The sequence below is a fragment of the Actinoalloteichus hymeniacidonis genome (genome assembly GCF_014203365.1).
GTDB lineage: Bacteria > Actinomycetota > Actinomycetes > Mycobacteriales > Pseudonocardiaceae > Actinoalloteichus_A > Actinoalloteichus_A hymeniacidonis.
This window is the reverse complement of the sequence record NZ_JACHIS010000001.1, coordinates 4,573,492-4,596,898: the sequence shown is the minus strand read 5'-3', so window position 1 is coordinate 4,596,898 and position 23,407 is coordinate 4,573,492. Positions and strand designations below refer to the sequence as shown.

Annotated in this window: 17 protein-coding genes; 15 read left to right on the top strand and 2 right to left on the bottom strand. The window is 68.8% G+C overall.

The window, feature by feature from the left end; all coding sequences use genetic code 11:
- Positions 1–30: 30 nt before the first annotated feature.
- Positions 31–1,053: a hypothetical protein gene (locus BKA25_RS19120; RefSeq protein WP_157420998.1), complete on the bottom strand. Its 1,023-nt coding sequence runs from the start codon at positions 1,051–1,053 to the stop codon at positions 31–33.
- 251 nt (positions 1,054–1,304) lie between these two features.
- On the opposite strand from BKA25_RS19120, the gene BKA25_RS19115 reads away from it, so the two are divergent.
- From BKA25_RS19115 to idi, 9 genes are all read left to right on the top strand, one after another.
- Complete coding sequence (locus BKA25_RS19115; protein ID WP_221313559.1) at positions 1,305–3,893, top strand: valine--tRNA ligase; 2,589 nt, start codon at positions 1,305–1,307, stop codon at positions 3,891–3,893.
- Complete coding sequence (folC, locus tag BKA25_RS19110; protein WP_069847823.1) at positions 3,890–5,257, top strand: bifunctional tetrahydrofolate synthase/dihydrofolate synthase; 1,368 nt, start codon at positions 3,890–3,892, stop codon at positions 5,255–5,257. The genes BKA25_RS19115 and folC overlap by 4 nt, the downstream gene beginning before the upstream one ends.
- Entirely contained in the window at positions 5,254–5,730 is a 477-nt protein-coding gene (locus BKA25_RS19105; RefSeq protein WP_236750563.1) for a DUF4233 domain-containing protein, read from the top strand. The genes folC and BKA25_RS19105 overlap by 4 nt, the downstream gene beginning before the upstream one ends.
- Before the next feature lie 113 nt (positions 5,731–5,843).
- Positions 5,844–6,254, top strand: coding sequence for a nucleoside-diphosphate kinase (gene ndk / locus BKA25_RS19100; protein ID WP_069847825.1), 411 nt, complete (start codon positions 5,844–5,846; stop codon positions 6,252–6,254).
- 181 nt (positions 6,255–6,435) lie between these two features.
- A complete protein-coding gene (locus BKA25_RS19095; RefSeq protein ID WP_069847827.1) occupies positions 6,436–7,368 on the top strand; it encodes an ABC transporter ATP-binding protein in 933 nt (310 codons plus the stop codon).
- Complete coding sequence (locus BKA25_RS19090; protein WP_069847829.1) at positions 7,368–8,201, top strand: ABC transporter permease; 834 nt, start codon at positions 7,368–7,370, stop codon at positions 8,199–8,201. The genes BKA25_RS19095 and BKA25_RS19090 overlap by 1 nt, the downstream gene beginning before the upstream one ends.
- The gene (locus tag BKA25_RS19085; RefSeq protein WP_084642710.1) at positions 8,201–9,055 is read left to right on the top strand and encodes an ABC transporter permease; all 855 of its coding nucleotides are present in this window, start codon (positions 8,201–8,203) and stop codon (positions 9,053–9,055) included. The genes BKA25_RS19090 and BKA25_RS19085 overlap by 1 nt, the downstream gene beginning before the upstream one ends.
- 44 nt (positions 9,056–9,099) lie before the next feature.
- Positions 9,100–11,067, top strand: coding sequence for a TIGR03960 family B12-binding radical SAM protein (locus BKA25_RS19080; RefSeq protein ID WP_069847831.1), 1,968 nt, complete (start codon positions 9,100–9,102; stop codon positions 11,065–11,067).
- A gap of 77 nt (positions 11,068–11,144) precedes the next feature.
- Positions 11,145–11,717: an isopentenyl-diphosphate Delta-isomerase gene (gene idi, locus BKA25_RS19075; RefSeq protein ID WP_069847833.1), complete on the top strand. Its 573-nt coding sequence runs from the start codon at positions 11,145–11,147 to the stop codon at positions 11,715–11,717.
- 43 nt (positions 11,718–11,760) lie between these two features.
- On the opposite strand, the gene BKA25_RS19070 is transcribed toward idi, so the two are convergent.
- Complete coding sequence (locus tag BKA25_RS19070; protein WP_069847835.1) at positions 11,761–13,167, bottom strand: S8 family peptidase; 1,407 nt, start codon at positions 13,165–13,167, stop codon at positions 11,761–11,763.
- A 135-nt stretch (positions 13,168–13,302) separates the two neighbouring features.
- On the opposite strand from BKA25_RS19070, the gene BKA25_RS19065 reads away from it, so the two are divergent.
- The 6 genes from BKA25_RS19065 to BKA25_RS19040 all read left to right on the top strand — a co-directional run bounded on the left by BKA25_RS19065 (position 13,303) and on the right by BKA25_RS19040 (position 23,325).
- Positions 13,303–14,262, top strand: a complete 960-nt coding sequence (locus BKA25_RS19065) for a TIGR03936 family radical SAM-associated protein (RefSeq protein WP_375791860.1) — start codon at positions 13,303–13,305, stop codon at positions 14,260–14,262.
- A gap of 176 nt (positions 14,263–14,438) precedes the next feature.
- Positions 14,439–17,300, top strand: a complete 2,862-nt coding sequence (locus BKA25_RS19060; RefSeq protein WP_069847838.1) for a translation initiation factor IF-2 N-terminal domain-containing protein — start codon at positions 14,439–14,441, stop codon at positions 17,298–17,300.
- A 203-nt stretch (positions 17,301–17,503) separates the two neighbouring features.
- On the top strand, positions 17,504–18,154 hold the full coding sequence (locus tag BKA25_RS19055; protein ID WP_069847840.1) for an ATP-binding cassette domain-containing protein: 651 nt from the start codon (positions 17,504–17,506) through the stop codon (positions 18,152–18,154).
- Positions 18,151–19,467 carry an ABC transporter substrate-binding protein gene (locus BKA25_RS19050; RefSeq protein ID WP_157420999.1) on the top strand — a complete coding sequence of 439 codons (1,317 nt, stop codon included), beginning with the start codon at positions 18,151–18,153 and terminating at the stop codon, positions 19,465–19,467. Before BKA25_RS19055 ends, BKA25_RS19050 begins: the two co-directional genes overlap by 4 nt.
- Entirely contained in the window at positions 19,464–21,818 is a 2,355-nt protein-coding gene (locus tag BKA25_RS19045) for an ABC transporter permease subunit (protein WP_069847843.1), read from the top strand. The genes BKA25_RS19050 and BKA25_RS19045 overlap by 4 nt, the downstream gene beginning before the upstream one ends.
- Positions 21,808–23,325, top strand: coding sequence for a hypothetical protein (locus tag BKA25_RS19040; protein ID WP_069847845.1), 1,518 nt, complete (start codon positions 21,808–21,810; stop codon positions 23,323–23,325). The genes BKA25_RS19045 and BKA25_RS19040 overlap by 11 nt, the downstream gene beginning before the upstream one ends.
- The last annotated feature ends 82 nt before the right edge of the window (positions 23,326–23,407 follow it).

Genomic DNA, 23,407 nt, shown 5'->3' with positions numbered 1-23,407 from the left:
CGCCGTGGTGCGACGGCCCGGCACCGTGGATCAGCAGTTCCCCTCGGTCGGCATCGGGCGGTCGGCATCGAACATGCCCTGGATGTCCACATCTCCCGGGCTGGTCAGCGGGCTGCTGGGGGTCTCGGTGAAGCCCGGAGCCAGGAAACCCTCGTCGGCGGTGTCACAGGCCATCCCATAGCTGAACGTCACTAGTTCCTCCGACCACAGTCCCTGCGAACTATCGGCCCATTCCTGGCCGGTGACATAGGAGAAGTCCTGCTCGACGCGGGTGAAGACGACCAGGTCGCTGTTGGTGAGGCCGGGGTCGTCCGCCACCTCCTCGGGCGGCTCGAAGGCGTAGGCGAACAGGTAGTCGGTCCGAACGAGGATCTCGCCGTCGGCATCGAGATCCACGGTCATCTGCCCGCTCACCCTCGGCGGTACCGGCAGCAGCGGTCCCGAGTCGTCCACGCGGGTGATCCACAGCCCGGCTTCGACGTCGTCCTCGGCGAAGGTCTCGCGCAGTCCGGTCTGCAGGTCCGGTGCCAACAGGCCGAGGAGGCCCTCCGGATCGTGCTCCACCAGCGATCGAGGGTCGAGCCGCGCGGCGATCACCGCCGCGCGAGCGGCGTCGACGGCCTCCTGCACCGTCGCGGCGGGATGGTCTCCGATCGGGGTCGCCTCGGCCGCGACGACGCCCGCCTCACCCTCGGCCCAGTTGGCCGCAGCCGTGCGGACGAAGGGGGTGTCCAGGTCGACCGGTTGGACCGGCGGAGTCATCGGGGCCGCCGTGGCGGATTCCGATTCCTCGGGCGGCGGCGGCTCCTCGGTGGTCGAGTCGGCACCATCCGCCTCGGTCACGGCGGGAATGCCGAGTCGACCGGTGCCGTAGAGCACCGCGCCCGCCAGGATGCCGCCGATGATCGTCACCAGGGCGAGGACGCGTATCCACCGCAGCCGAGGTGACTGGCGTTCGCCCAGCGGGTTCAACCCCGGCTGCGCGGGACCCGGGTTCCCCGACGTGGTGTCCCACTTTTCGTCGGGTGCCCGTTGGCCCGGGTGCTGTTCCACGACTTCCCCCTGAGAAAGATCACGTTGATATTCGCAAGATAACAGGCATAACCGACCGTTTTTGATCTTCATTGCTCGCCGAGGGAGCGTCCGGTGCCGTCGGCGCGATCGGTTGCCTACCAGGTCGGCGGCCTGCCCGGTGGAGGACCGCCGCAACCAGCTCGACAACGCTCCGTAGACTTTTTCGGGTGACGCAGACCCATGCCCGCCAGCCGGAGTCGACCCTGCCCGCGAAGTGGAACCCCGCCGAGATGGAGCCCCGGCTGTACGAGCAGTGGGTAGAACGCGGCTACTTCACGGCGGACCCCGCCTCCGATCGCCCCCCGTTCTCGATCGTGATCCCGCCGCCCAACGTGACCGGCAGCCTCCACGTCGGTCATGCCTTCGAGCACACCCTGATGGATGTGCTGACGCGTCGGCGTCGGATGCAGGGCCACGAGGTCCTCTGGCTGCCGGGCATGGATCACGCCAGTATCGCGGTGCACGCCCTCGTGGAGAAGCAACTGCTCTCCGAGGGCACCAGCAGGCGCGAACTGGGCCGCGAGGCCTTCGTCGAGCAGGTCTGGCGGTGGAAGGAGCAACACGGCGGTTCCATCCTCGGGCAGATGCGCAGGCTCGGGGACGGCGTCGACTGGACCCGCGAGCGCTTCACGATGGACGCGGGTCTGAGCCGCGCCGTCCAGACGATCTTCAAGAAGCTCTTCGACGACGGCCTCATCTATCGGGCGGAACGGCTCGTCAACTGGTCGCCCGAGCTGCGATCGGTGCTGTCCGACGTCGAGGTCGAGCACAAGGAGGTCGACGGCGAGCTCGTGTCGATGCGCTACGGCGATGGTGACGCGAGCCTGGTCGTGGCCACCACCCGTGTCGAGACGATGCTCGGTGACACCGCCATCGCGGTCCACCCGGAGGACGAGCGTTATCAGCACCTCATCGGCACCCTGATCACGTTGCCGATCACCGGCAGGAGGATCCCGGTCGTCGCCGATGCGCACGTCGACCGCGAGTTCGGGACCGGCGCGGTCAAGGTCACGCCCGCGCACGACCCGAACGACTTCGAAATCGGCAAGCGGCACGAGCTGCCGATGATCTCGGTGATGGACGAGCAGGGGCGCATCGCCGGGACCGACACCGAGTTCGACGGCATGGACCGGTTCGAGGCCCGCAAGGCCATCCGCGAGGCGCTGCGCGAGCAGGGTCGCATCGTCGAGGAGCAGCGGCCCTACCGGCACAGCGTCGGCCACAGCTCGCGCTCCAAGGAGCCGATCGAGCCGAGGCTGTCTCTGCAGTGGTTCGTCAAGGTCGGCCCGCTTGCGGCCGCCGCCGGTGACGCGGTCCGCGACGGGAAGGTCGCCGTCCACCCGCCGGAGATGTCCAAGCGGTACTTCGACTGGGTCGACGACATGCGCGACTGGTGCATCTCGCGGCAGTTGTGGTGGGGACACCGCATCCCAGTGTGGTACGGACCCGCAGGTGAGACGGTGTGCGTCGGCCCGGACGAGGAGCCGCCCAGCGGACCCGGCTGGCACCAGGACGAGGATGTCCTGGACACCTGGTTCTCCTCCGGCCTCTGGCCGTTCTCCACGATGGGCTGGCCGGAGCAGACCCCGGAACTCGAACGCTTCTATCCGACCTCGGTGCTGGTCACCGGCTACGACATCCTGTTCTTCTGGGTCGTCCGGATGATGATGCTCGGCTTGTACGCCATGGACGGCACGCCGCCCTTCGGCACCATCGTGCTGCACGGCATGGTCCGCGACCAGTACGGCAAGAAGATGTCGAAGTCGGCAGGCAACACGGTCGACCCGCTCGACTGGCTGGAACGCTTCGGCGCCGACGCCGTCCGCTTCACCCTCGCCAGGGGCGCCAACCCCGGTGTCGACGTCCCGGTCAGCGAGGAGTGGGTGAGTGCCTCCCGGAACTTCGGCACGAAGCTGTGGAACGCCACCCGCTACGCGATGATGAACGGCGCGACGGTCTCCCGTGCGCTGCCGCCCCGGGCGGAACTGACCGACGTCGACCGGTGGATCCTCGACTCGCTGGACCAGCTGATCGGCGAGGTCGACGACCGGCTGGAGGACTTCCAGTTCGCCAAGTCCACCGAGGCGCTCTACCACTTCACCTGGGATGAGTTCTGCGACTGGTACGTCGAGCTGGCCAAGGTGCAGATCGCCGAGGGCGGCGAGCGGGCCGAGGCCACCCGAGCGGTGCTGGGACACGTCCTGGACACCCTGCTGCGCCTGCTGCACCCGGTGATGCCCTTCGTGACCGAGGTGCTGTGGCGCGAGCTGACCGGCGGCGAGTCGCTGGTCGTCGCCGAGTGGCCCTCCCGCACCGGTCAGGAGCCGGACGAGCGTGCCTCGCGCCGGGTCGATTCGTTGAAGCGGCTGGTCACCGAGATTCGCCGCTTCCGTGCCGACCAGGGGGTCAAGCCCAATCAGCCGGTCGTCGGAGCGGTGCGGGGCGCGTGCTGCGCCGACCTCTCCGACCAGGTGCCCGCGATCCGTGCCTTGGCTCGGCTCGCGGAGCCCGGTCCCGACTACGCGGTCACGGTCTCCTTCGAGATCGGGCTCCCGACCGGCGAGGTCAAGATCGAGCTGGACACCTCCGGGACGGTCGACGTCGCGGCGGAGCGCAAGCGCCTGACCAAGGACCTCGCGGTGGCCGAGAAGGAACTCGCAGGCTGCGAGGGCAAACTGAACAATCCTGCCTTCATGGGCAAGGCGCCCGCCGAGGTCGTCGCGAAGATCACCGCTCGACGAGACGCGGCCATCGAGGACCGCAACCGCATCACCGAGCGGCTGGCCGCCCTGCCCGCGCCTGCGGAGAACACCGCATGAGCGGCACCGAGTCGGACGCCGTCCAGGCGCTACGCGAGGTCGAGGAGGAGCTCGACACGCGGTGGCAGGAATCGACCATCGCGCCGTCGTTGGACCGCATCTCGGTGTTGGCCGACCTGCTCGGTTCTCCGCAGCACGCCTATCCCGTGCTGCACGTCGGCGGCACCAACGGCAAGTCCTCCACGGTCCGGATGATCGACGCACTACTCGGCCGGATCGGCCTGCGCACCGGGCGCTTCACCAGTCCGCATCTGCAGACGGTGACCGAGCGGATCGCGCTGGACGGGGCCCCGATCTCCCCGGAGCGCTACGTCGAGGTCTATCGGGACATCGAGCCCTACATCTCGATGGTGGACGGCCAGGGCGAGATCCGGATGACGAAGTTCGAGGTGCTCGCGGGGATGGCCTTCGCGGCCTTCGCCGACGCACCCGTCGAGGCCGCGGTGATCGAGGTGGGCCTGGGCGGTGGCTGGGATGCCACCAACGTCGTCGACGGCCGGGTATCGGTGGTGACGCCGATCGCGCTGGATCACGTCGAGTACCTGGGCAGCGACATCCTGGGCATCGCCAACGAGAAGGCGGGCATCATCAAACCGGGCTCGACGGCCGTGTTGGCCGCGCAGTCGCCCGAGGTCACCCGGGTGCTCCTGGAACGCTGCATCGAGGTCGACGCGTCCGTGGCCAGGGAGAACGAGGAGTTCGGCGTCCTCGATCGCACGGTTGCGGTCGGTGGGCAGCTCCTCCGGCTGCAGGGGCTCGGCGGGGTGTACGAGGACGTCTTCCTGCCGTTGCACGGCGCACACCAGGCACGCAACGCCGCGATCGCCCTGGCCTCGGTGGAGGCGTTCTTCGGTGCGGGCCGGGAGCGGATGCTCGACATCGACGTGATCCGGGAGGGCTTCGCCGAGGTACGCAGCCCGGGCAGGCTCGAACCCGTGCGTGCCGCACCCACCGTGCTGGTCGATGCCGCCCACAACCCGCACGGCGCGGCCGCGCTGCGGGCGGCGATCACCAGTGAGTTCGCCTTCGATCGCCTCGTCGCCGTCGTGAGTGTGCTCGGCGACAAGGACGCCGCAGGCATCCTCACCGAGCTGGGCGCGGTCGCCGATCACCTGGTGATCACCCAGAACACCTCGCCCCGGGCGTTGCCCGCCGAGACGCTGGGTGAGATGGCGATCGCCTTGTTCGGTGAGGCCAAGGTGACAGTGAAGCCCGCCCTGGGCGAAGCGCTGGAGACCGCGATGCGGATGTCCGGCGAGACAGACGATCCGGATGAACCCGCAGCGGGCCGAGGCGTGGTGGTCACCGGATCGGTGATCACTGCAGGTGAGGCCAGGCACTTCTTCGGCAAGGAGCCAGGGTGAGCGACGCAATCGACCGGGCGGAGACCGGACCCGATAGCTCGGCGGCCGCCGAGACCGAGCCGGCCGACGCGGCCACCGGCACCGTACCGGTCCCGCCGCCCGCCGTCGACCCGTGGAAGGGCCTGCGTGGCGTCTTCGCGGGCACGCTGGTGCTGGAGGCGATCGTCGTCGCACTGGCCCTGCTGGTGGTCGGCAGGCTCGGCGACGGCGCGGGCAGCCTGGGTTGGACCTTCGTCCTGGTTCTGGTCGTGCTGTTGATGCTCGCGGCGGGCGTCCAGGGCCGAAGCTGGGGATTGACGGCCGCGTTGGGCCTACAGGGCCTGCTGCTGGCGGTCGGCCTGATCGAGCCGTTCCTGTTCATCCCCGGGGTGCCGTTCGTACTGGTGTGGGCCGCACTGGTGTGGTTCAAGCACGACGTCGCCCGCCGGATGGACGAGGGTCTGCTGCCCAGCCAACAACAGGCGCAGGACTGACGACGGTGCCATCGCGTCGCCTGACTAGGCTCTGCGCACCGACAGCACGGCGGCGACTGCTGCCGCACCCGACCTTCCCGGTCGCCGGGAATCCCGAAGGAGAGAGAACGGCCGTGAGCGAGCGCACCCTGGTCCTGGTCAAGCCCGACGGCGTGGAACGTGGCCTCGTCGGCGAGGTCGTCTCCCGTATCGAGCGCAAGGGCCTGCGTCTGGCCGCGCTCGAGCTGCGGGTCGTCAGTCGCGATCTCGCCGAGCAGCACTACGCCGAGCACGATGGCAAGCCATTCTTCGGCTCGCTGCTCGACTTCATCACCTCCGGGCCCGTGGTGGCCCTGGTCGTCGAGGGTCCGCGGGCGATCCCGGCGTTCCGTCAGATCGCGGGCGGCACCGACCCGGTGGAGAAGGCGACCCCCGGTTCGGTGCGGGGCGACCTCGCCCTGGAGACCGGATCGAACCTCGTCCACGGCTCGGACTCGCCCGAGTCGGCGTCGCGGGAGATCAAGCTCTGGTTCCCGAACCTCTGATCGCCGGTCGGCATCGTTCTCGATGCCCTCGCCGTCGGCCCGATCGACTCGCTACGCGGGTCGGCTCGGGTACGGCGGCGCCCGGGTGCTGCCTCGGATGACGGCCGGGTAGCCGCCGGCAACGGATAGTGGTTTCGAATTCGGTTTCCTCGGTCGGGGTCCTCGCATAGCCTTCACCCTCGTGACGACGAGCGACTTCCTGGTGTACGCGGAGGGCCTGACCAAACGATTCGGGGATTTCGAGGCGGTACGGGGGATCGACATCGCCGTGCGGCCCGGCGAGGCCTTCGGATTCCTCGGCCCCAACGGAGCAGGCAAGTCCTCCACGATGCGGATGATCGCCTGTGTCTCGCCGCGTACCGGCGGCGAGCTGCGCGTGCTCGGAATGGACCCGAGCGTCGATGGCCCCCGGATCCGGGCGCGGCTCGGCGTGGTGCCCCAGCAGGACAACCTCGACGTCGAACTGTCGGTGCGAGAGAACCTGCAGGTCTACGGCCGATACTTCGGTCTGTCCCGGGCTGCAGTGCGGGAGAAGGCGGTCGAGCTCCTCGACTTCGCCCAGCTGTCCGAACGGGCCGCCGACAAGGTGGAACCGTTGTCCGGCGGAATGAAGCGCAGGCTCACCATCGCCAGGTCGTTGGTCAACGACCCCGAGGTCCTGTTACTCGACGAGCCGACCACCGGACTCGACCCGCAGGCCAGGCATGTGCTGTGGGACCGACTGTTCCGACTGAAGCAGGACGGCGTCACCCTCATCGTCACCACGCACTACATGGACGAGGCCGAGCAGCTGTGCGACCGCCTGGTCGTGATGGACGGCGGTCGGATCGCCGCCGAGGGATCGCCGCGTGAGCTGATCACGCAGTACAGCACCCGAGAGGTGCTTGAACTGCGCTTCCCGCCGGGCGAGGTGCAGCGGTTCGCGCCGTTGGTGGCCGATACCGCCGAGCGGATCGAGACGCTGCCCGACCGGCTGCTGCTCTACACGACGGATGGTGAGGCCTCGTTGGCGGCCATTCACCGCCGCGACGTGCAACCGGTGTCCAGCCTCGTTCGCAGAAGCACCTTGGAAGACGTCTTCCTGCGGCTCACCGGCCGGACGTTGGTGGACTGATGGTGACCTCGCATACCTCGACCGCTGCGCGTGCCCGAGCCTCCACCGGACGGGTCAGTGGCTTCGCTGCCTCGATCTTGCTGATTCTGGAAGGGCAGTGGATCTGGTACCGGCTGAACTGGCGCTCGACGGTGATCTCCAGCGTTCTGCTGCCGGTGTTGTTCCTGGTGGCCCTGGGCATGGGGATGGGCGCTCTCATCGAACCCAGTGAAGCAACCGCAGGCATGGACTACCTGGCGTACCTGGCTCCGGCCATGCTGGTCGTGGGGGCTGTGCAGAACGGTGCGGGCGAAGCCACCTATCCGGTCTTGTCCGGTTTCAAGTGGCAGAAGAACTTCTGGGCGGTCACCGCGACGCCCATCACTCCCGCGCAGTTGGCTTGCGGGAAGCTGGTGTGGATTGCTTTGCGGCTGACCTTCTCCGGGGTGGCCTTCCTGTTGGTCGCGGCGCTGATGGGCGCCGTCAGTGGGTTAGGTGTGTTACTCGCTCTGCCGTTCTCGGTGCTCACAGGGATGGCTTTCGCCGCTCCTGTGGTGGCGTTGGCTGCGGCGATGAAGGGCGAGGGCGACGGATTCAATGCGCTGTTCCGCTTCGTTGTGATGCCGCAGATGTTGTTCGCCGGGACTTTCTATCCGATCAGCAACCTGCCGGAACTGCTGCAGCCGATTGCCTGGATCACGCCGCTCTGGCATGGCAGCGAGCTGGCCAGAGGTGCCGCGTTCGGCACGTTGACTCTTCTCCCGACGGTCGGCCATCTGACCTATCTCGGCGGTCTCCTCGCCATCGGCACGGTGTTGTCGTGCCGACTCTTCCGCAAGCAGTTGGTGGTGTGATGACCGTCGAGCAGACGAGGACCGAACGCGAGACCGATCCGCAGCCCAGCAGGTGGGCGAGCGGCTTGCGGATTTTTCCGCCGGGCTTGTACGCGGGGCGGGCGAGCAGACTGGTCGAACGATCATTGCTGGCGGGTAAGGGCGCTTGGCTGGCCATCCTCTCGGGTTTCTTCGAGCCGGTCTTCTATCTGATCTCGTTCGGCTTCGCCTTCGGCGGGATGGTCGGCCAGATCAGCGGACCCGGCGGGGCGCCGATCGAATACGCGGCGTTCATCGCCCCCGGTTTATTGGCCGTCTCGGCGATGAACGGCGCCGTCTACGACGCCACGTTCAACATCTTCTTCAAACTGCGCTATGCCAAGCTGTACGACGCGGTGCTGGCCACGCCGATGGGGCCGCTGGACGTTGCGATCGCCGAGATCGCCTGGGCGGTGCTCCGAGGTGGTGTGTACGCGGCGGGGTTCTTGAGTGTGATGTTCGGCATGGGGCTGATCACCTCTCCGTGGGCGTTGTTGGCCCTGCCCGTCGCCCTGCTGATCTCCTTCGCCTTCGCTGCGGTGGGTATGGCGGCGACCACATTCATCCGATCCACCCAGGATTTCGACTTCGTCCAGCTGGCGATCCTCCCGATGGCGCTGTTCTCCACCACGTTCTTCCCGCTGGAGGTCTACCCGAGGGTTGCCCAGTTCCTGGTGCAGTGTCTGCCGTTGTTCCACGGTGTCGAACTGATGCGTGCCTTGGCCACCGGCGTGGTGAGTTGGGGCCTGATCGGGCATGTCGGGTACTTCGTCGTGATGGCCGGTATCGGCGTCATCGTGGCGACCCGACGCCTGGAGAAGCTGCTGCTGACGTGATCGGGTTGGCGACGGGCCCCGGGACGACGGTTACCCTGTGCGCCGTGAGCGTCGAGTCCGTCTTTCCTCGGTTGGAACCGCTGTTGCCTCGGGTGTCCAAGCCCGTCCAGTACGTCGGCGGTGAGCTGAACGCGACAATCAAGGACTGGGACGCGACCACGGTCCGCTGGGCGTTGATGTACCCGGATGCCTACGAGGTGGGGCTGCCCAATCAGGGCGTCATGATCCTGTACGAGATCCTCAACGAGCAGCCCGATGTGCTCGCCGAGCGGACCTACTCGGTCTGGCCGGACCTGGAGGCTCTGATGCGGGAGCACGATGTCCCGCAGTTCACCGTCGACGCGCATCGACCGGTGGGTGCCTTCGACGTGCTGGGCGTCAGCTTCGCCACGGAACTGGGTTACACGAATCTCTTGACGGCCCTGGACCTGGCGGGAATTCCGCTGCATGCCGTCGACCGCACCGAAGATCACCCGATCGTGCTGGCTGGTGGGCATGCGGCCTTCAACCCGGAACCGATCGCCGACTTCCTCGACGCGGCCGTCCTCGGCGATGGCGAGGAGGCGGTTCTCGAGGTCACCGAGCTGATCCGGAGTTGGAAGGCAGAGGGACGACCAGGCGGTCGGGAGGAGATCCTGACCAGACTCGCCGAGACCGGGAACGTCTACGTGCCCCGGTTCTACGAGGTCACCTATCTGTCGGACGGGGCCATCGACGAGGTGCGACCCACCAGGGACCGGGTGCCCGCCCGCGTCGTCAAGCGCACGACCATGGACCTCGACGCCTGGCCCTACCCGAAGCAGCCGCTCGTTCCGCTGGCCGAGAGCGTGCACGAGCGGATGAGCGTGGAGATCTTCCGAGGCTGCACGCGAGGATGCCGCTTCTGCCAGGCGGGCATGATCACCCGTCCGGTGCGGGAACGCTCGGCCGAGGGCATCGGCGCCATGGTGCAACAGGGGATCGCGGCCACCGGCTTCGAGGAGGTCGGTCTGCTGTCGCTGTCCAGCGCGGACCACTCCGAGATCGCCGAGGTCACCAAGGGCCTGGCCGATCGTTACGAGGGCACCAACACCGGCTTGTCGCTGCCCTCCACCAGGGTGGACGCCTTCAACGTCGACCTCGCCAACGAGCTGGCCAGGAACGGACGGCGCTCCGGGTTGACCTTCGCTCCGGAGGGCGGTAGCGAACGGATCCGCCGGGTGATCAACAAGATGGTGTCGGAAGAAGACCTGATCCGCACCGTCACCACCGCCTACGCCAACGGCTGGCGGCAGGTGAAGCTGTACTTCATGTGCGGGCTGCCCACCGAGACCGACGAGGACATCCTGCAGATCGCGGCGATGGCCAAGGAGGTCATTCGCGCAGGTCGGGAGGCCTCGGGTAACAAGGACATCCGATGCACGGTCTCCATCGGCGGGTTCGTGCCGAAACCGCACACCCCGTTCCAATGGGCCTCCCAGACCGATCCCGACACGATCGACGCCCGACTGCGTCGGCTGCGGGCGGCGGTCAACGAGGATCGGAAACTGGGCCGCAGTATCGGGATGCGCTACCACGATGGGAAGCCCTCGCTGATCGAGGGCCTGCTCTCCAGGGGCGATCGGCGGATCGGCCGCGTCATCGAGCGGGTGTGGCGCCAGGGCGGTCGGTTCGATGGCTGGACCGAGCACTTCTCGTACTACCGCTGGCTGGACGCCTGCGCCGACGAGCTGCCCGCGTTCGGGGTCGACATCGCCTGGTTCACCACCAGGGAGCGCACCGAACACGAGACGCTGCCGTGGGACCACCTCGACTCCGGTCTCGACAAGGAGTGGCTGTGGGCGGACTGGCGTGACGCGCTGGACGAGCAGGAGCAGGACGACTGCCGCTGGACCCCCTGTTTCGACTGCGGCGTGTGCCCCGCGATGGGCACCGACATCGAGATCGGTCCCACCGGTCGGCCGATGCTGTCGATCACCCCGGTCGGAAAGGGCAGCCCGGTACGTAATCCGTCCTTGTCCTCCGGCGTCTGAGGCCGGACGCTGAGGCGACGCCACCGCAGGCCGTGACTCTCGGCGAGTTGCGGGCCCCGACAGCAGGAGGACCCCGGATGGTCGGTACAGCGCAGGACAGACAGCGGGGCCGTGAGGAGCGGCTGGTCGAGTTGGTCGACCCCCAGGGCCGGGCCGTCGGACGTTCGTCGGTGCACACCGCCCACTCGGACGGGGGAATCCTGCATCGGGCGTTCTCGGTGATGCTGGTCGATGCCGAGGACCGGGTGCTCCTGCAGCAGCGCTCGCCCGCCAAGCTGAGATTCCCGGCTCGCTGGACGAACAGCTGCTGCGGACATCCCTGGCCGGGCGAGTCGGTGGTCGATGCGGCGCGCACCCGGTTGCGTGAGGAACTCGGGGTGGAGGTCGACGAACTGCGAGAGGCCGGTCCGTTCGTGTACCGGGCGGCCGACCCGGAACAGGGCTACGTCGAGCACGAATACGACCATGTCCTCGTCGGCCGCTTCGGCGGGATGCCGACGGAGGTGGATCCCAGCGAGGTCCTCGCCCTGCGGTGGAGCCCGCTGTCCGAGGTCCTCGCGGAGTTGGCCGACGGGGACCCGGACTCCTTCACCCCATGGCTGCCGCAGGTCGCTGCGGCGACCAGCGACTACCTCGCCGCGACCCGCTGAAACCGGGGCAGCCGGTGTCCTTCCGGGGTCGGGCTCCGGCGGATCAGGAGCGAACCGCGTTCAGGACGTTGACCAGGCCCGATCCGTAGAAGCTGTTGTACATCGCGGTGCCGCGACATTCCGCGTCCTGGGTGCCATCGTGGTTGAGGTCGTACTCCCGAGGGCAGGGCAGCGGGATGGCCTGGTTCCGCAGCATCGAGCGCAGTCCGGCGGGCGTCGCCTCCGGGTGTCGGGAGGCGAGCAGCGCGGCGACCCCCGACACGTAGGGAGCCGCCATCGAGGTTCCGCATAACCGGTCGTAACCGCCGCCGGGCACGGTCGAGCTGATGCAGCCGCTCACCCCGTCGTCGGTGCCACGCCGATGCTCACCGCCGGGGGCGGCGACGTCGATCACGCCCAGCCCGTAGGAGCTGTATCCGGCCTTCTGATTCTCGGGACCCACCGCCGAGACCGTGACGGCCTCGTGCAGCCCCGCCGGTAACGGACGGCAGTCGCCGCCCGATTCGGCCGCTGCGGCGCTCTGCCTGCCGAGAGCCAGTAGGTCGGACGCATTGTTCCCCGCCGCCGCAATGGGTAGGACCCCTTGCTGGGAGGCGTATCGGACCGCGCGCTGCACGGCCTCCGTCGCGACCGCCCGACCGGGCACGTCCGTGCAGCGCGCGTTCCACGGATCGACGATGTAGCTGTTGTTGGCGATGTCGACGCCCTCGGCCGCAGCCCAGAGTAATCCGCACACCGCCGCCTCGGGATAGACCGCCCCGGTCTCGTCGACCACCCGGATCGACGCCAATCGCACGCCGGGGGCCACCCCGCTCGTGTCCGCACCCTCGGCGCCGATGATGCCCGCGACGTGCGTGCCGTGTACGGATCTCGTCGCGGTCCAGGCGGCTGCCGAGCGATCCGGAGCGCCGCTCAGGCAGCCTGCGGATGCCTCGGTGTCGATGGCTCTCATGAGGGCCGGGTGCCCGGCGTCGATACCGGAGTCGAGTACTCCGACGAGTACCTCCGCACTGCCGGTCGCGACGCGCTGTGCCCAGCCGGGTACCTGGAACGACGTGGCGGGCCGCGTGGACCCGGCCGCCGAGACGTCCCGGTCTGTTTCGAGGGCACTCGGCCCGATGAGTTCCCTGGCAGCGCGTTCTGCGGAGAACACCCTGTCGGCCCCGAGCAGTTCGTCGAATCTCGGATCCGCCGAGGTCGCCACGGCGACGCCGATCTCCGAGTAGTTCACGGTCTGGGTTCCGCAGGCCGTCTCGATCGCGCTGCGTGCCGTGTCGTCATCGGTACCCGGTTCGAAGAGCACGAGGTACCGGAAGGCCTCGGCGGTCAGACAGCTGGTCGAGGATGGGTCCGAGTCGATGCTCGGTCGCGCCGCAGGTACGGCGAGTTGACCTGCTGTGACCAGCGCGACGCCCACCGCAGCCGCCGCCGCGGAGCTGAGGAGAGGCACTGATGCTCCCGTCGCTTCGATCACCGTTCGCCGAGGAGACGATCGGCGATGTGCGGACGGTAACCATTCGGACGTCGGGAGACAAGCGCCCCATCCATCGGCACGCGGTACCGTCTGTGCGACCCCCGACACGCGGTGCCAGGATGGTGTGAGCTGAGCGGCAGATCCGAACCGAATCCGTCCCAACCTCCGGTGCAGCGGCTCCGTCTGAGGTTCGCCAAACGTGAGCGACTGCGGTTCACCTCACATCGTGATGTGGCTCGTTCGATGGAACGAGCCCTACGGCGGGCCGGGGTTCCGATGGCGTACTCCCAGGGCTTCAACCCGCATCCCAAGGTTTCCTGGGCGGGTGCCGCACCGACCGGTGCGGCGAGCGAGGCGGAGTACGTCGAACTGGCACTGGCCGAGGTCGTCGACCCGTTGGTGCTGGCCCGCGAGTTGGACACGGCCCTGCCGCCCGGGCTGGACGTCGTCGAGGCCACCGTGGCCGGACCGGGATCGCTGGCCGAGCGGCTCACCGCCAGCTGTTGGCGGATCGATGTTCCGGGGATCGATCCCGAGGCGCTGCGCGCGGCGACCGAGTTGATGCTGGCGGAGTCGGCGGTGCAGGTCGAACGGATGACCAAGAACGGACTTCGTGCCATCGACGCGCGCGCCGCGATCGTGCGAGCCGAGGTGCTGTCCTCGGAATCGGATCCGGAGACGGTGTCGGCCACCGTGTCCACTATCACTGGAGAATCGACTCTCCTCGCACCCGCAGTCCCGACCAGCGGCGCAGCAACGAATCGATCGGGTGAGCCCGCAACACAGGGTGATGAGGTGGTCGCCCGGCGCGCCGGGCAGCTTGATCGGCGCGCTGTGCAAAGACCGTATGGGATACTCGTGGCGGTGGTACGGCAGGTGACTCCGACCGTGCGACCGGACGACGTGCTGAGTGCGCTTCGCGTCGTCGCTGCTGTGGAGCCGCCGGTACCCGCGAAGGCGACCCGGATGGCGCAGGGGCGGCTCGACGATGATGGGCGTCTAGTCGATCCGTTGACCGCTGATAGAGCGGTCGCCCGAGCAGAGTCGGGTGTTCCCTGTCACAGGGAATGATGGGGCAGGCCCACACGGCGTCGTAGGCATCAGCCTGCACGGATTGCTCGAGTCCAGGCTTGAGGAGACGGCAGGCTTCAAACAGGATTCCCGTCGCTCGACGCGACGGAGACGAACAGGAAGGCCCCTGCGCGGCCGCGTCCGCCCAAGGACGCGCCCGGGGGCGGAGGAGCCGTATGTCGATGGAGAACGCGCCCGCTGACGAGCGCAGCGGGGTTACCGACGCGCGGGCTGGTGGTGGCACCGAGCTACCGGCCAAGCTACGAGTGCATGCGTTGGCGAAGCTGCTCGAGGTTCGCAGCAAGGACGTGATGAGCGCGTTGGCCGCGCTGGGCACCGAGGTGCGCAGCGCGCAGTCCAGTGTGTCGCGGGAGCTGGCACTTCAGGTCATTGCCGAGTTGGCCCCCAACAGCGAGCTCGCCGCCGCTCCGACGGACGTGGCCGTCGCGGGCACGCCGGAGTCCGGGGCCGAGACGCCTGAGCCCGAACCCGCTCCCGCGCCGGAGGAGTCCGGCCCGCGCGGGGCCGCAGCACCGGTGTTCGCGCCGCCGCAGCCCGTCTTCCTGCCGCCGCAGGCACCCGCCGCCGTACCGGCCGTCCGGCAGGCGCCCGCCAAGCAGACACCGATCAAGGAGGCTCCGCAGCCCGTCGAGCCCGTCGAGCAGCCTGCTCCGGCGCCGACCAGCACCGACGACGGCGACGAGGACGAGGACTCCGGCAGCAGGCGCAGGCGTCGGCGTGGTCGTCGTGGTCGGGGACGCGGTCGAGGCGGCCAGGATGCCGAGGGCACCGACGAACACGGCGAGGACACGGACACCACACCGACGGCGACCGAGCCCGCCCCCTCGACGCCCGTCGTCGAGGAGCAGCCGGAGGCCGAGGCCGACACCGAGGACGCCGACGGGGAGCAGACCGAGGGCAGCAGGCGCCGCCGCAGGCGCCGCCGCCGCAAGGGCACCGCGGACGACGAGACCGCCGCGCGCTCCGACGACCCGCCCAACACCGTCGTGCACGTTCGGGAGAGCAAGCCGCCCGCTTCGAAGGTCGAGCCGGTCGTCGAGGACGAGGTGCGCTCCGTGCGCGGCTCCACCCGGCTGGAGGCCAAGCGCCAGCGCAGGCGGGACGGCCGCGAGGCAGGCCGCAGGCGCGTGCCCGTCCTGTCGGAGGCCGAGTTCCTCGCCCGTCGTGAGTCGGTGGAGCGGCGGATGGTCGTGCGGGAGCGTGGCGACCGGACGCAGATCGCGGTCCTCGAGGACGGCGTGCTCGTCGAGCATTTCGTCACCTCGTCGGGCAACGGCTCGATCGTGGGCAATGTCTACCTCGGTCGGGTACAGAATGTGCTGCCGAGCATGGAGGCGGCGTTCGTCGACATCGGTCGAGGCCGTAACGCGGTGCTGTACGCGGGCGAGGTCGATTGGGATGCCGCAGGACTCGAAGGCAAGGCTCGCAAGATCGAGCAGGCCCTGTCCACGGGTGACAGCGTGCTCGTGCAGGTCACCAAGGAACCGGTCGGCCACAAGGGCGCCAGGCTGACCACGCAGATCAGTCTGCCGGGTCGATTCCTGGTGTACGTGCCCGGCGGCGGCGCGACCGGAATCAGCCGCAAGCTGCCCGACGTCGAGCGCAAGCGATTGAAGGAGATCCTCAAGCGGATCGTCCCGGACGAGGCAGGCGTCATCATCCGGACCGCCTCGGAGGGCACCAGCGAGGAATCCCTCGATCGAGACGTGCGCAGGCTTCGTGCGCAGTGGGAGGTCATCAAGGAACGGGCGGCGATTCCCCGGACCCAGGCCCCGCAGCTGCTCTACGAGGAGCCGGACCTGCTGATCAAGGTGGTCCGGGATCTCTTCACCGAGGACTTCTCCGGGCTGGTCGTCCAGGGCGACACGGCCTGGGACACCATCGAGTCGTATGTGAACCACGTGGCACCCGACCTGGCGGGCAGGCTCCGGCGGCACGTCGGTCTCAAGGATGCCTTCACCGAGTTCCGGGTCGATGAGCAATTGGCCAAGGCCCTGGACCGGAAGGTCTGGCTGCCCTCGGGCGGATACCTGGTGATCGACCGCACCGAGGCGATGACGGTCGTCGACGTCAACACCGGAAAGTTCACCGGTTCGGGTGGAAACCTCGAGGAGACCGTCACCCGGAACAACCTGGAGTCGGTCGAGGAGATCGTGCGGCAGCTTCGGCTGCGCGACATCGGCGGCATCATCGTCATCGACTTCATCGACATGGTGTTGGAGTCCAACCGGGACCTGGTGCTGCGGCGATTGACGGAGTGCCTGGGGCGGGATCGAACCCGACATCAGGTCGCCGAGGTGACCTCGTTGGGTCTGGTGCAGATGACCCGGAAGCGGGTCGGTACCGGACTGCTCGAGGCCTACAGCACCAATTGCGAACACTGCCGTGGTCGGGGCGTCATCATCTCGACCGAGCCCATCGGGGGAGCGGCGACCGGCACGTCCGGTTCCGGGGCAGCCGCGCAGAACAACGGCGCCGGAAACCACCAGCACCCGCAGTCGACGGCGGGACTCGCGCACAGCAACGGCGCGGCAGGCCCCGAGAAGCAGAACGGCAACGCTCCGACGCAGTCTCGCCGATCGCGGGTGCGTTCCAAGGGCAACACCGGGACGGATTCGACGACCGAGGCGGCCGCCGTCGAGGTCGGCTCGGCGGACGGGAATCGGGAGAACGGCGAGAGCCCGGTGCAGGGCAGGCGGCAGAGCAGGGCCGAGGCCCGTGCCGAGGCCAAGGCCCTGCGAGCGAGCGCCCGGACGGCCGAGGCGACGTCCTCGATTGCCGTCGCCGAGTCCACCGGTCGGGAACCGGTCGACGCCGGGACCACCACTGTCGCCCCGGAGCCTGCCGCCTCGGCGCGCAACGGCCACGCGGTGCAGACGGTCGTCGAGCCGGAACAGGTGAGCAGCGCACCTGCGACGCCGGAGCCCGCAGCGGCCCCGGTCGTCCGACGGCAACGCAGGCGGTCGGCCGCTCGGCCCGCGGGCCCGCCGAAGAGCAGCGGAACCGAATCGGCATGAGATAACCGACTCGAATTGAATCGACGGTGGGACCCGAGGTGGATTCGGGTCCCACCGTTTTTCTACGGCTCTTCCCTGCCACCCCGTTTTCCTCGGCCATAACGAGTGCGTAGCCGTTGTCCTTTCGTTTCCGACCTGCTATCCGACCCCGGTGCAACTGACTACTGTGATGACGGACACGCCGTTGTGGTCGGGAGGATCGGATGGGGGAAGGTCTGGCGCTGCGTGACGTCCGCATCGACGGGATGCCCCGGCCGGTGCGCCTCACCGTCGCGATCGGTTTGGTCGGTGGGGTAGTGCTCCCCGATGCGAGCCTCGCGTGCCGCTTCTCGGATGCGGTCGTCGGAGTGGCTGAGCCTGCGGCGGGAACGATCACCGTCGATGGGCGCCCCAGGGCGCGACCCGGCTCCGCCGAGGCCGACGGCACCCGCCCCCTGATCGGACTGGTCCCCGCCGACGGCGGCTTGTTACCGCACCTGACCCTTCGCGAGAACATCCTGTTCGGCAGGCTGCCGGACGGCCCGAACGCGAGCAGACGGCTGGCCCATGACGCGGATCGCGCGGCAGTACGCGCCGGGCTGCTGATGGGGCTCGACCGCCACCCGCATCGGGCCACTCCGGGACAGCGTCAACAGACTGGTTTCGCCAGGGTCCTGTTCCGAGGTCGCAGCGTCGCCGTCGTGGAGGACAGGGTCGGTTTTCCCCGATGGGCGGGCAGACTCGATGCCACGGCCAGAGCCGGCGTCGCTCTATTGGTGGTGACCGATGATCGGCACCGCCTCGACGGTGTGGTCCCCGGCCCCGACATCGTGGATCTCGGGGCATCTCGCGGCGATCCGACGGTCGTGTCGTGACCCGCTCCCGAGGTCTCTCCCGCAGACACGTCCTCGGCCGCATGCTGCTTCCGTTGGGGGCGTGCCTGATCGCGGGTCCGATCGCCGGTTGCGCGAGCGAGACGGGGCCGCTGCGAGTGGCGGTGGCCTGGAGTGGGCGGGAACTCGCGGCGTTCCGCAAGGTCTTGGACGCCTTCGCCGCTCAGCCATTCGGCGTGGCCACCCAGCTGGTGCCGATGGGCGACGATATCGCCGCAGCGCTCGGGCCTCGGCCGGTCGGCGCGCCGGATGTGGTGCTGGTGCCACAGCCCGGCCTGATCCGGGCGAACGTCGTCGCGGGCCGGCTGTTGCCGCTCCCCTTCGACGAGGACGTGGTCCCCGATGCGTGGCGGTCCGTGGTCTCCGTCGACCGGCGGCCCTACGGGCTGCCGTTCAAGGTCGCGCACAAATCCTGTGTCTGGTACCGCAGGCAGGCATTCGACGATCTGGGCGAGGACGTCCCTGGCACCTGGGGCGAGTGGATCGCGCTCAACAACCGATTGATCAACCACGGGTTGACCCCACTCGCGTTGGGCGCCTCGGACGGCTGGGTGTTGACCGACTTCTTCGAGAACGTCCTGCTCTCCGTCGACGCGGCGGCCTATCGGAGGATGGCGCAGGCCGGAATCGGGTGGACGAGCGCAGGTGTACAGGAGGCGCTACGTCGGTTGGGGCGGTTATGGGGCACTCCCAGGGCGTTGGCCGGTGGAGTGGATGCCGCATTGGCCACCCAGCACGACGACGCGGTGTTGGATGTCTTCGCCAGGAATGCTGCCTTGATGGTCGCGGGATCGGATTTCGTCTATTCGTTGATCGACGAGCACGGCCCGATGAATGCCGGTGGTCGCTGGGATTGGGATTTCTTTCCGTTCCCGAGCGCCGAGTCCGGCGAGGCACCCCCGCTGGTGGTCGGCGGCGATGTCGCGGTGGTGACCGCGCAGGCTCCCCCGAGCGCGCTTGCGCTGGTCGAATGGCTTGCGGGCGGCGCGGCGGCCCGGATCTGGGCGGGCGAAGGCGGATTCCTGTCGCTGCAGCAGGACCTTCCCGATGCGGGCTATCGACATCCGATTCTGGCCGGATTGGCGAAGGAGATCCGGGAGGTCGACGGGGATCTGAATTTCGATCTGTCCGATCACATCGGTGCGCTGGGGGGCCGACTCGGCAGTGAACTCCAGCGATTCCTGCGGGATGTACAGGGTGCGCAGCAGGATCGGATCGCTCGGCTCGCATCAGCCATGGGGGAGCGTATGAGTCGGCCGATGCACGGCGCCGGGGCGCCGGTGGGAAGACCGTGAGCGAGCGGGCCGATCCCGATACGGCCGCCGAGGAACCCATCGAGCCGATCGAATTCGAATTGGCGAGTCGGGACATCACTGCGGGAGTCACCCACCATTCGGCGGGCCGTCCGCAGCGCGCGCATTTTCTACATCCTGCCGGCCTGCGATTGGCGGCGAATCTGTTCGCCGGGGTCCTCGCCGTACTCCTGGTGGCGTCGATTCTGGTGACCATCTGGCGCAGTCTGCGCATCCCCGGACCCGATGGGGGCTTCGGTCTGGAGCATTACCTCGGTGTCCTGACGGATCCGACGATGCGCGATGCCCTGGCGCGTAGCGGACTCTGGGCCGTCGTCGCCATCGGAGTCAGCCTGTTGGGCCTGTCCATCGCGGCTCTGAGCCGATTGGCCGGCACGCGATCGCGGTTGCTCACCCTGTCGCTACTGATCCCGTTGGCCGCCTCGATGTTGGTCACCGGAGCGGCCTTCCGACTGCTCATCGACCCGGATCCCGAGCGCGGCACGCTCAGCGCGCTGGCGACGAGCGTGTACGAGATGTTCGCCGAGCCGGCTCCGGCGCCGGGCGCTCGGCCCGACGAGACCCTGCCCGATCCGGCCCGTCTACATGATCAGGGCGACCTGGCCACGACCTTCGGTCATCGCGCCGGTTGCCATGTCGATCTCCGAGTGGTCACCCTCCGCGAAGCCGACGCATCGGTGTCCGGTGCAGCTGCGGAGACCGGGGGCCGGCCGTCGAGTGTGCCGCCCGCAGCGAACCGGCCTGCCGGGGAGCTCTCGCCGATCTCATGCCCCGAGCCGGACCAACCGCGTTCCGAGTTCATCACGGGTTCCCTGGTCGATCAATGGGGTCCGCTGCCCGGGGTGCCGATCCTGGCCGACGCCTCCGGGGCCGAGCCGGTGAGCACGGTGACCGATGAGCGAGGCGGATTCACCCTGCGGCTGCGTCCGTCGGCGGACGCCGAGGCCGAATTCATCGACTACCGGCTGATCATCCCGGAGCACGCGATCACGCCGTCTTGGTCGGGCCCGCAGCCGTATCGGGCGGAGGTCGTGTGGCTCCCGCTGGTGGCGGCCTTCACCTGGGCGTGGCTGGGGTTCGCCGTCTCGCTGTTTCGGGCCAGGCTCGATGCGATCCCACCGGATCTGGTGCGAATCGCGAAGGCAGAGGGCCTCACCCCGATCAGGCGGGTGACCCGGCTGATCCTGCCGTTGCTCCGGCCGGTGGTCTTCGTGGTGATGTTGACCTTGATCGTGGCCGCGGTGCGGCTCTTCGATCTGGTGTTGGTCCTGGTGCCCGGCCCGTTGCAGGCCGAGGTCGACGTCGGTGCCGTGCTGTGGTGGCGTTCCGCGGAGGCGACCCAGGGCGAACGCGCTGCGATGGCGACCTTGTTGTTCGTCATGGTGGCCGTGGTCGCGCTCGGGGCGGTCTGGGGTGTGCGGCGCAGCCGGGGAGTGACCAGCGTGCTGCTGCCGCTGGTACCTCGCGGCCGAGTCGACGGTCGGATCGGAAGCCCACCGCGCAGGAGCGCTCTGCTGCGCGGCTCCGTCGCGGTGGCCCTCGGCCTGATCGCCGTGGTGTGGTTATTGCCGATCGTGGTGCTGGTCGGCACCGCGCTGCGAAGCCCCGCCGATGCCGCCTTGCACGGCTGGTGGAGTCCGGGCACGGCGGGTCTCGGTCTGGAATCGGTGCGGGAGATGCTCGACAGCGGCCTGCTCGGCGCGCTCGGTGCCAGCCTGTTCATGGCGGGCACCACGGCACTGTTGGTGGCGGTCATCGCAGGATCGGTCGCCCACTCGTTGGCATGGGGCGCGGCCGGTCCGCGCCGGGCCACCGCGATCGTGGTCGCTCTCGCCCTGCTGGCGGTCGCTCCCGTGCAGCTCTATGCCGCACCGATGGCCGAGTGGTTCGGGTCGAGCAATCTCACTGGGACGAACCTGAATCTCGCGCTGATTCTTGCCCACACGGCGGCGGGCCTGCCCTTCGCGATCCTGTTGATGCGCGGGGCGTTTTTGACCGCGCCGAGCGGTTCCGAGCGAATGTTGACGGGCGAGGTCGATCGGCGGACGGAAGCCTTCGGTCTCATCCGGCGGCACTGGGACGCGGTGGTCGCCGTCGCGGTCCTGGAGTTCGTCCTGGTCTGGAACGACCTGGTGATGGGACTGCTGCTCGGCGGGACGCTCGCTTCGCCGCTCACGGTGCTGCTGTGGGGCGAGAGCCGTTGGTTCCACACCTCGGCGGGTCCGCTGGCCGCCGGGGCGGTGTTGTCGTTGATGGTCCCGCTGCTCGTGTTGATCGTCGGGTGGCGGACGGCCGTTCGAGGACTGGCGGGGGTGCGCCGAGATGCCGCGTGACGACCTTCCCGATGTCAATCGAGAGACGGCGGCCGACGAGGCGGCGTCCGATGCCGTGTCGAGTCCCTCGGGCTCGGAGCAGAAGGCCACGTCGAGCGGCCGTCCGTGGCGTGGCTGGCACTCCGAGGTCGCCCGTGACTGGGCGGTCAAGGTGCTGTCCTGGCTTCCGTTGGTGCTGCTCTCGGCGGCGATAGCCGAGGTCGTGCTGGCCCGTCCGGGCAGCCGGATCTCCTTGACGATCATCCTGGCCGCCGGGATCTGCGTGGCGGCATTGGCCTGGATCGGGCTGCGAACACTGCGGTCCTGGCAGCGCAGGCGGCCTCCCGACGTCGACTCGCCCGACGAACCGGCCGCCGAGCGGACCCGCCTCGGGCGCGGCGGACGAGACCGCCGTTATCCGCTGCGCTACTACGCCCGTCGCGCGGAATTCTTCGCCGAGGACCTCTTCGTCGCCCATCGACGGGCCAGGGCCGAACGCTGGTTCGCCGCCGAGGAATCGCGGCTCTTGGACCTGCTTCGAATCGAGGATCGACGGCCCGGTGCCGCCCGCAGGCTGCGCGCCGTCGCGCACGCCTTGGAGGTCTGGTTCCTCCGGCAGCGGCGGGGCGCCGACCTACACGCGCTCGCCGATGCGATCGCGGCGGCGAGCGAGCGTGGCGTGGCGCGGCGACGGTGGCGGCGAGCCTGGCCGGAGCACCTGCCTCGCCGACACGACTCCGAGGTGCAGAACCTGGCCCGCATCACCCGTGCCACGGCCCTCCAGCTCGAGGACCTGCCACAACAGGCCGAGAAGGAACTCGGCGAGATCACCATGACGTACTCGGGTTCGCTGTCGGGGCGGGAGAACAACGCCTGGGCGGTGCTTCGGCTACGTGAGGTGGAACACGGCAGGCTGGCGGGCACCCTGCCTGCCCACTCCCAGGACAACGCGCTCGAGGAGGCCGAGAGCTGCCTGCGGGATGCGGCCGACCGGCTGCCCTTCTCCGATCTGAAGGGCTGGATCGGGATCCGGATCAATCTCGGCGCGTTGCGGCTACGCCGTGGTGAGCCTCGGCATGCGTTGCAGCACCTTCACGAGGCGGAATGGCTGGCCGGACAGGTCGATGACCAGACGGCCAGGGCCCATGCGGTGGAGCTGCGCGGTGTGGCGGAATGGGAACTGGGTGATCGGGTCAGAGCTGCGAGGCTGTGGCGGGAGGCCACCGATCTCTTCGTCGAGCTCGGTGATGCGGCGGGTCTGGCGCGATGTCTGCTGCACAGCGGCTCGGCCTTGCTCGCTCAGCCGGACCTCGGCGCGCAGCTGACCGACGAGCCCGGCGAATGGACGGTGCGGCGAGCGGCGAGCCTGGCGCTCGAACGCCTCGACCGCAGCCTGCGCCTGCGGGTCGATGATTCCGAGGAATCGCCCGGTCTGATTCTGGTTCGTAGGTATCGTGACCAGGCAGAACGTATGCTCGGTCTCGGCCAGGCACGGCGGTCTGCTGCGGGTGAGGGGACCCCGGTTTGACCCTGTGACAACCGGACACGTAACCTGGGCTCCGGTTCGCCGTCCGGGCGAACCCAGCCGTGCGAATTCACACAGAATCCGC